Annotated in this window: 10 protein-coding genes; 9 read left to right on the top strand and 1 reads right to left on the bottom strand. The window is 59.3% G+C overall.

Translation table 11 applies throughout. From position 1 onward, the window contains the following. The 9 genes from ACTHUY_RS11790 to ACTHUY_RS11830 all read left to right on the top strand — a co-directional run. Positions 1 to 230, top strand: a 230-nt coding sequence (locus ACTHUY_RS11790; RefSeq protein ID WP_441678980.1) for a hypothetical protein, incomplete at its 5' end; no start/stop codon positions are given. A gap of 371 nt (positions 231 to 601) precedes the next feature. Further along, entirely contained in the window at positions 602 to 1,543 is a 942-nt protein-coding gene (gene rapZ / locus ACTHUY_RS11795) for an RNase adapter RapZ (RefSeq protein ID WP_441654864.1), read from the top strand. A gap of 3 nt (positions 1,544 to 1,546) precedes the next feature. Next, positions 1,547 to 2,512, top strand: coding sequence for a gluconeogenesis factor YvcK family protein (locus ACTHUY_RS11800; RefSeq protein ID WP_441654863.1), 966 nt, complete (start codon positions 1,547 to 1,549; stop codon positions 2,510 to 2,512). A gap of 69 nt (positions 2,513 to 2,581) precedes the next feature. Continuing rightward, positions 2,582 to 3,565, top strand: a complete 984-nt coding sequence (gene whiA / locus ACTHUY_RS11805; protein WP_441654862.1) for a DNA-binding protein WhiA — start codon at positions 2,582 to 2,584, stop codon at positions 3,563 to 3,565. A gap of 202 nt (positions 3,566 to 3,767) precedes the next feature. Further along, positions 3,768 to 4,775 (top strand): type I glyceraldehyde-3-phosphate dehydrogenase, encoded by a 1,008-nt coding sequence (gap, locus tag ACTHUY_RS11810; RefSeq protein ID WP_441654861.1) that lies wholly within the window; start codon positions 3,768 to 3,770, stop codon positions 4,773 to 4,775. A 73-nt stretch (positions 4,776 to 4,848) separates the two neighbouring features. Beyond that, positions 4,849 to 6,039 carry a phosphoglycerate kinase gene (locus tag ACTHUY_RS11815; RefSeq protein ID WP_126703418.1) on the top strand — a complete coding sequence of 397 codons (1,191 nt, stop codon included), beginning with the start codon at positions 4,849 to 4,851 and terminating at the stop codon, positions 6,037 to 6,039. Continuing rightward, on the top strand, positions 6,040 to 6,816 hold the full coding sequence (gene tpiA / locus ACTHUY_RS11820; protein ID WP_441654860.1) for a triose-phosphate isomerase: 777 nt from the start codon (positions 6,040 to 6,042) through the stop codon (positions 6,814 to 6,816). Between the two features lie 48 nt (positions 6,817 to 6,864). Beyond that, entirely contained in the window at positions 6,865 to 7,107 is a 243-nt protein-coding gene (gene secG / locus ACTHUY_RS11825; RefSeq protein ID WP_126703416.1) for a preprotein translocase subunit SecG, read from the top strand. Between the two features lie 305 nt (positions 7,108 to 7,412). Further along, on the top strand, positions 7,413 to 7,700 hold the full coding sequence (locus ACTHUY_RS11830; protein WP_441678982.1) for an FtsX-like permease family protein: 288 nt from the start codon (positions 7,413 to 7,415) through the stop codon (positions 7,698 to 7,700). Positions 7,701 to 7,916: 216 nt separating this feature from the next. Here the strand turns inward: ACTHUY_RS11830 and ACTHUY_RS11835 are convergent. Continuing rightward, the coding region (locus tag ACTHUY_RS11835; protein ID WP_441678984.1) for a hypothetical protein at positions 7,917 to 8,188 on the bottom strand (272 nt) is incomplete at its 5' end.

Consider the following 8,188-nt stretch of genomic DNA (forward strand, 5'->3'; position numbering starts at 1 on the left):
CAGATATGCTGGGCACCCAACGAAAGTGGGTCACGCCTGATTGGCAGAGGATTTCACAATCCTTCGACTGGATAGAACTGACGCTGGGCGGATTCCTTACGACGTCCTGCCGCACTATCGAATTCGACGGCAGTATGTCAGCGGTCATCGGATGGACTCCCGGTGCGACGATCTTCTTCAATGGAGACCCCGATGAGTACTTAGGCTCGGCATCAATGTCGAGCCGTTAGCTACAGACTAATTCCCTCACCTGGGGGAGCGCATCAAGCCTTAGTGAACAGGCTCGTGTTTTCTTGCCGAGATACTAGCCAGAGCCACTCGGACAGGCAGACCGGCAGACGATGCGGCTCGCCCTTGACTTGTTGCAGTGACTTCAAAATAAGTGCTCCCAGTGCACGTCTACTTAGAGACCGGTTCACGTCCACCTTAATGAGATGAAAAGTGTGTTTGCGAAGCAGTTTTGCCGATTCAGCCACAAGACTCAGTTTCATGACGCCGATAGCCATGCGCTCCACACACGGTCAAATGTCAATCCTCAAAAGTTGCTGACTGCGGGCGCTGAGCCTACCCGCGGATGGGACAAACCTGGCACGATAGGTACATGGACGAGAAACCGATTGATCAGACGGACTCCTTCCCCGCGTGGGTGCCCGGGGCAGAGGCTGAAGCTCACGTGCCCGAGCCAGAAGTTCCTGAGCTCATCATCATTTCCGGTATGTCCGGCGCCGGTAAATCCCGCGCCGCGGCCGTCCTAGAAGACCTCGACTGGTACGTGGTCGACAACCTCCCGCCAAGGCTCCTCAAAGCATTGACGGGCCTCATGTCTCCCGGTAGTTCTGTCAACTGCGTTGCTGTCGTTGCGGACGTGCGCGGCGGAAAGTTCTTTGATGACCTCATCGCCGTTCTTGATGAGTTGCGTGACGCCGGTGTTGAGCACCGCATTCTCTTCCTCGACTGTGATGATGACGTATTGGTGCAGCGGTACGAATCCGTTCGTCGTCCCCACCCGCTGCAGGACACCGGCCGCCTGCTCGACGCTGTTCATGCCGAGCGGGAAGCAGTTAAGACTCTGCGGGGCCGAGCAGACGCAATCGTCGACACGACGGATATGTCGGTCCATGACCTGGCCCGCCACGTGCGACAGCTTGTTGCCGCCGAAGGTGAGCTCCAGACTCGAGTCACTGTCATGTCGTTCGGCTTCAAATATGGGCTTCCCATGGATGCGGATCACGTGGTTGATGTGCGCTTTATCTCCAACCCCTACTGGATTGGCGAGCTACGTAACCTCACGGGCCACGACAAGCCCGTCCAGGACTATGTCCTCACCCAGGATGGGGTTACGCATTTTGTTAATGGCTATATCGACCTGATTTCTGGAATCCTGTCCGGATACGAGAGGGAGCTGAAGCCGAATGTCTCCATTGCCATTGGGTGCACGGGCGGTAGGCACAGGAGCGTCGCCATTTCCGAGCGGGTTGCCGCCGGCCTGCGGGAGCGCGGCTCCCGGGTAGTCGTCGTCCACCGCGACCTCGGAAAGGAGTAGGCGATGCTACCCACCGGCTCCCGGGGCCCCAAAGTCGTGGCCTTCGGCGGGGGGCACGGCCTCTACGCCACCCTTTCCGCACTCCGCCACGTCACCGATAATCTCACGGCAGTTGTCACCGTGGCGGACGATGGTGGATCGTCGGGCAGGCTCCGCAGCGAGCTTGGAATCCTTCCGCCCGGTGACCTGCGCATGGCGCTGTCGGCGCTCTGTGACGATGACGAATGGGGGCACCTGTGGCGCGATGTTCTCCAACACCGCTACGTGACAGACGGCCCGCTCAATAACCATGCCACCGGCAATCTGCTGATCGCGGCACTGTGGAACCTTCTCGATGACCCGGTCAAGGGACTTGACGTTGTCGGCCGCCTCCTCAACGTACACGGCAGGGTCCTCCCCATGAGCAACGTGCCAATGGATATTGAGGCCGACGTTGACGACAACGGCCACCACAAGGTTATTCGCGGCCAGTCCCTGGTCGCAGTGGCTCCCGGGCGGGTTGAACAGGTACGCCTCATCCCCGAATCGGCCGACGCCCACCCCGAAGTGCTTGGTGCAATCCAGGACGCTGACTGGTGCGTGTTTGGGCCAGGCTCCTGGTACACGTCCGTCATCCCCCACCTGATGCTTCCCGAGATTCGTAATGCCCTCAAGAACTCGAACACGAAGATACTTTTGGCCCTGAACCTCACCAACGATGTTGAGACGAGCGACATGAGGCATGCTGATCATGTCACGAGCTTCGTCAAGTATTCCCGTGGGATCACGCCCACAGTGGTGCTTGCAGACCCAACATCAATCGATGACCTTTCCGCTCTCGATGAAGCTGTTGATGTCGTGGAAGCGAGGCTGGTTATGCGGCAAGTGAACCAAGCTGGGCGGGGTGATGTGCATGACCCGCTCCGGTTCGCCGCGGCCCTCCGAGACGCATTCGAGGGCACCATCACCGATGTATCGAGAGCCGACTGACCCGATAAAGGGGTAAGATCATTTAGCCCTCTGGGCTTTAATCTCTCAAGCAAAGGATGAGCTACACGAATGTCTGCCCTGACACCCGCCGTGAAAGATGAGCTGGCTTCAGTTGAATCCAGCATGGCCTCCGCGACGGTGGCTGAAATCGCCACGATGTTTCGGTTCGCAGGGGGCATTCACATCAACTCCGGCCGCGTTGCCCTCCAGGCTGAACTTGGTCATGCCGGTAGTGCACGCCGCCTGAGAGAACTCGTACACCGCGTCTACCGGGTTGAGCCAGAACTCCACACCGTGGCCAGCGGAAGCAGGGGAGCCCACCACTACGTCGTCCGCATCGGACGCGACGGTGAACGCATTGCCCGCCGTATTGGCCTCATCGATACGTACGGGCGTCCAGTCCGAGGTCTGCCGCCCACCGTCGTCGGCGGCTCCAAAGCTGACGCTGCTGCCTCGTGGCGCGGCGCGTTCCTGGCCCGCGGTGCCCTTCTTGAGCCGGGCCGCAACGCTTCCCTCGAAGTGATCTGCCCCGGCCTCGAAGCCTCATACGCCCTTGGCGGGCTGGCCCGCAGACTCGACATTACCTACCGCGCCCGCGAGTCCCGCGGTGCCTACCGGGTTGATATCCGGGAAGGCGACGGCATTGCCGCCATGCTTACCCGCATGGGAGCCAACGACGCCGTGATCCGCTGGGAGGAACTCCGCACCGTCCGGGAAGTTTCCGGAACGGCAAACAGGCTCGCCAACTTCGATGATGCGAACATGCGCAGAAGCGCCGACGCAGCCGTTATCGCAGTCATCAGGGTTAAGAGAGCCTTTGAGATCCTCGGTGACGACATTCCCGACAACCTTCGGGAGGCAGGGGAGTTCCGGATGAAGTACCCGGAAGATTCCTTGAACCTGCTGGGGGAGCGGCTCAACCCCGTCGCCACGAAGGACGCTGTCGCCGGCCGGCTCCGCAGGCTGAATACGATGGCGGACAAGAAGGCAGCCGAACTTGGGATTCCCAATACGGTGGATGCGGTTAACGATCTGCATCGCCGCAGAGGCTAATTTGATGGTCCATCGACCATTGCTGTAAGCCCACCGAGAACATTTTCACCAAAACCTATTGGTCCCATATAGAAAATCCCTAAAGCTTGTATACTTAATTGTGGATCGGCCGGCCTACGTCGACCGTGAAGGATGAAGCCCCTTGGCTTCCCCAGACCAATCAATATATGTGCGCGAAGGGTCGCGCACGAGGAGGAATAGAGTGACTATTCGCGTTGGTATTAATGGCTTTGGCCGCATCGGCCGTAACTTCACCCGTGCAGTGCTGGAGTCCGGCGCCGACATCGAGATCGTTGCAGTTAACGACCTGACCGATAACGACACCCTCGCCCACCTGCTGAAGTACGACTCGATCCTCGGCACGCTCAAGGAAGAGGTCTCCGCTTCCGGTGACTCGATCACCGTTGCAGGCAAGACGATCAAGGCCCTCGAAGAGCGCGATCCCGCGAAGCTCCCCTGGGGCGAGCTCGGCGTTGACGTCGTCATCGAGTCGACCGGTCGCTTCACCGACGGCGACTCCGCTAAGGCACACATCGAAGCTGGCGCCAAGAAGGTCATCCTCTCGGCCCCCGGCAAGAACATTGACGCAACGTTCGTCATGGGTGTGAACGAGAACGAGTACGATCCCGAGAACCACAACATCATCTCGAACGCATCCTGCACGACCAACTGCCTCGCACCCCTTGCGAAGGTCATGCACGAAGAGTTCGGCATTGTCCGCGGCCTCATGACCACGGTTCACGCCTACACCGCTGACCAGAACCTCCAGGACGGCCCGCACAAGGACCTCCGTCGCGCCCGCGCCGCAGCCCTCTCCATCATCCCGACCTCGACCGGTGCTGCACAGGCTGTTGCTCTCGTGCTCCCCGAGCTCAAGGGCAAGTTCGATGGCTACGCACTCCGCGTTCCCACCCCGACCGGTTCTGCAACCGACCTCACCTTCACCGCTGAGAAGGAGGTCTCCGTCGAGGCCGTTAACGCAGCAGTGAAGAAGGCTGCTGAGACCGAGGGCCTCAAGGGGATCCTCGTCTACACCGAGGACCCGATTGTTTCGAAGGACATCGAGGGCCACCCGGCTTCGTCGATCTTCGACTCCGGCCTCACAAAGGTCATCGGCGACCAGGTCAAGGTTGTCTCCTGGTACGACAACGAGTGGGGCTACGCTAACCGCGTTGTCGACCTCGCTGTCCTCGTCGGCTCGAAGCTCTGAACTCTAGGTAGTTAAGACTGACGCCCGCGCCACCCATCCCGGGTACGCGGGCGTCATTCTTGGAAGGAACACTATGAAGACTCTTGAATCCCTGGGCGACGTACGCGGCAAGACCGTTCTCGTCCGCTCCGACTTCAACGTCCCGCTCGACGGCGACACCATCACCGACGATGGTCGTATCAAAGCGGCGCTCCCGACTCTGACCCGCCTCGCAGAAGCTGGCGCGAAGGTTCTGGTCATGGCGCATCTGGGCCGTCCGAAGGGCAAGCCGGACCCCAAGTTCTCCCTCGCCCCGGTTGCTAAGCGCCTCGGCGAGCTCGTCGGCCAGGACGTTGTCCTTGCCGAAGACACCGTTGGCGAAAGCGCCAAGCAGGTAGCCGCCTCCCTCGAAGAAGGCCAGATCGCCCTCGTCGAAAACGTTCGTTTCGACGGCCGCGAAACCTCGAAGGACGACGCGGAGCGCTCCGCACTTGCCGAGGAGTACGCGGCACTTGCTGATCTCTACGTTTCGGATGGCTTCGGTGTTGTTCACCGTAAGCAGGCCTCCGTGTACGACATCGCCCAGAAGCTGCCCTCGGCGGCCGGCGAGCTCGTCTTCAAGGAGATCGACTCCCTGTCGAAGGCAACGAACAACCCGGATCGTCCCTACGTTGTGATCCTCGGCGGTTCGAAGGTTTCCGACAAGCTTGGTGTCATCAAGAATCTCCTTGAAAAGGCTGATCGCCTCCTCATCGGCGGCGGCATGGCATTCACCTTCCTTAAGGCACAGGGCTACGGCGTTGGCTCCTCCCTCCTCGAAGAGGACCAGGTCGACACCGTCAAGGGCTACCTCGAAACCGCCAAGGAACGCGGCGTTGAGATTGTTCTGCCCGTCGACGTCGTCGTCGCACCCGAGTTCAAGGCAGACGCACCGGCAACGGTCGTTGACGCCGACTCGATCCCGGACGACCAGATGGGTCTCGACATTGGCCCGAAGTCGGCCGAGCTCTATGCCTCGAAGATCGCTGACGCGAAGACCGTTGTCTGGAACGGCCCCATGGGCGTGTTCGAGTTCGACGCGTTCGCAGGCGGCACCAAGGCCGTTGCTCAGGCTATGTCTGATGGCTCCGGCTACTCAATCGTCGGTGGAGGAGACTCCGCCGCAGCAGTTCGCACTCTCGGTTTCGACGAGGCGACCTTCTCCCACATTTCCACCGGCGGTGGCGCCTCCCTCGAATTCCTCGAGGGCAAGGACCTGCCGGGCATCTCAATCCTGGAGGACTAAATGGCACGCACCCCGCTTATGGCAGGCAACTGGAAGATGAACCTCGATCACCTCGAGGCTAATCAGCTCGTCCAGAAGCTTGCATGGACATTGAAGGACATGAAGCACGACTACTCGCAGGTCGAAGTTGTTGTTGTTCCGCCTTTCACCGATCTCCGCACCGTCCAGACCGTTGTCGACGCTGACAAGCTCGAAATCGGTTACGGCTCGCAGGACATCTCCGCCCACGACGGCGGAGCATACACCGGCGAGATCTCGGCCTCGATGTTGACCGCACTCGGCGTCACCTACGCCGTTATCGGACACTCGGAGCGCCGCGAATACCACAACGAGTCCGACGAACTGGTCAACGCGAAGTCGCGGAAGGCCATCGCCGCCGGCATCACCCCCATTATCTGCGTTGGTGAGGGCCTTGACATCCGTAAGGCAGGCGACCAGGTATCATTCACGCTCGCTCAGGTTGAGGGCGCTCTCAAGGACATCGCTGCGGAGAACGTTGCAAAGCTCGTCATTGCCTACGAGCCCGTCTGGGCCATTGGCACCGGCGAGGTTGCAACCCCGGCTGACGCTCAGGAAGTCTGCGGAGCGATCCGCGAAAAGATTGCTGAGCTGTACGACCGGGAGACCGCCGACGCCACCCGTATCCTCTACGGTGGTTCCGTCAAGTCGTCGAACATCGATGACATCATGGCCGAGAAGGACGTTGACGGTGCACTCGTTGGTGGAGCATCGCTCCAGGCCGACGAGTTCGCCAAGATCGTTCGCTACAACGGTTAGGCTGACCCGTTCGGGTCGTCTACACTAGACTCGGACCGAAAGGACATCGTGGACATTCTTAAAACGATCATCACCGTACTTCTGGTGATCACCTCACTGTTGCTAGTACTCTCCATCCTGCTCCACAAGGGCAAGGGCGGAGGCGTCTCCGACATGTTCGGCGGCGGAATGTCGACGGCCATGCGTTCATCGGGCGTGGCTGAGCGGAACCTTAACCGCATCACGGTCGGCATCGCAGTCACGTGGGGCGTCTGCATTATCCTCTACGGTCTCATCGTCAAGTTCCTTTAGACGACCAAGACATGAAGTTCCTCCCGGGCATTGCCTGGGAGGAACTTTTGGTACGAGTGCGGGTAACAATGTGCGCGGAGGGTTGCTGAAGAGACCGAGCTCCTCGATAGGATCGCTATCCATCCCTGGATCCCTGTGTTAAGACTGTTGGCTCCGCCTTGGGATGTTTCAAGCAACGTTAGGTTGCCGTACGCGTGCGATAACAAGGCTGATAGTGGTGAAAGCTACGCCGATATTATGTCCTACAAGACAGCGATGCGGTTAGCAATGCGCCACCGTAGTCCACGACCTGATTCAGTCCAATGATGAGGTGCCAGCGGCGAGCGGATCTAGGAGGTCGCAGAGGCCTGGGTGCTACCCGGATGACGATTATCGCTTTAGTTGTGCTTCGCACGGCATATGCGGCACTAATCGGTGCGGTTCTCGGTGTTGTCATGGGAGGCATTATCACCGGACGCATGGATGCTTTGCCCCCGGTCGATTTCATGATTGGAGTCGGGATTTTGTCGGTTATCGCACCCTTAGTGTCAACCCTTCCACCCGCCGTATATGCGGCTCACCGCGATCCGGTTGGAGTTCTACGGACGCCATAATCGAAACCGGTAGATCTTGATTACCTCGGCTTTGTATCAGCAAAGGGTATGTCAACAAGTTAACGGGAAAGCTGCTCGGGTTAAGACAATGCGTTAATAGAAGAATTTGTCACATCTTCTATGGGCTCTAGTATTCCAGGCGATCTGAGGGGCTTACGGATGGAACTTTCTTCACGCAAATTCGTGCGTTCCGAGTCATCTTCTATTCTTGGCGGATCAGTCCAGCCACCAGGTGTCCGCGTCGATCAAACAATGGCTCCGAATTGTCAGCGCACGCTCAAGCGCGGCGAAGATGCCCGCAACGAGGAGCGTGCCGTTGAGCCAGCCGGGAAGATTTATTGGGGAAACGAAGGTTCCGATGTTCTCGGCAACCCATTCAATCTCTGAAATCCGCTGCACGAGCAAAGGTATGAATACGGCAAGGCCGATGAGGAGGGTTGCTATGGCGGTCCAGGAGATGATGCGGGATGCCAGGGGGTGTCGGCGAT

This window comes from Flaviflexus sp., from assembly GCF_052087705.1.
In the GTDB taxonomy this organism is placed as follows: Bacteria; Actinomycetota; Actinomycetes; order Actinomycetales; family Actinomycetaceae; genus Flaviflexus; species Flaviflexus ciconiae.